Raw genomic sequence first — 314 nt, 5'->3', positions numbered from 1 at the left:
CCCTATCCGTCGTGGGCGCAGGAAATTTGAGAGGAGCTGTCCTTAGTACGAGAGGACCGGGATGGACACACCGCTGGTGTACCAGTTGTTCCGCCAGGGGCATAGCTGGGTAGCTACGTGTGGACGGGATAAGTGCTGAAAGCATCTAAGCATGAAGCCCCCCTCAAGATGAGATTTCCCATCACGTCAAGTGAGTAAGATCCCTCAGAGACGATGAGGTTGATAGGTCGGGGGTGGACGCGTGGCGACACGTGAAGCTGACCGATACTAATCGATCGAGGCCTTCTCTTCAAAGTCTTTCTTTGTCGGTATCT

Annotated in this window: 1 rRNA gene; it reads left to right on the top strand. The window is 53.8% G+C overall.

The annotated features are described in order from the left end of the window. Nucleotides 1-291, top strand: a 23S ribosomal RNA gene (locus G4V62_RS19500); the annotation flags it as partial. Nucleotides 292-314: the final 23 nt, after the last annotated feature.

Origin of the sequence: Litoribacterium kuwaitense (assembly GCF_011058155.1) — a bacterium.
Lineage (GTDB): Bacteria > Bacillota > Bacilli > Bacillales > DSM-28697 > Litoribacterium > Litoribacterium kuwaitense.
This window is presented reverse-complemented; position numbering and strand designations above follow the sequence as displayed.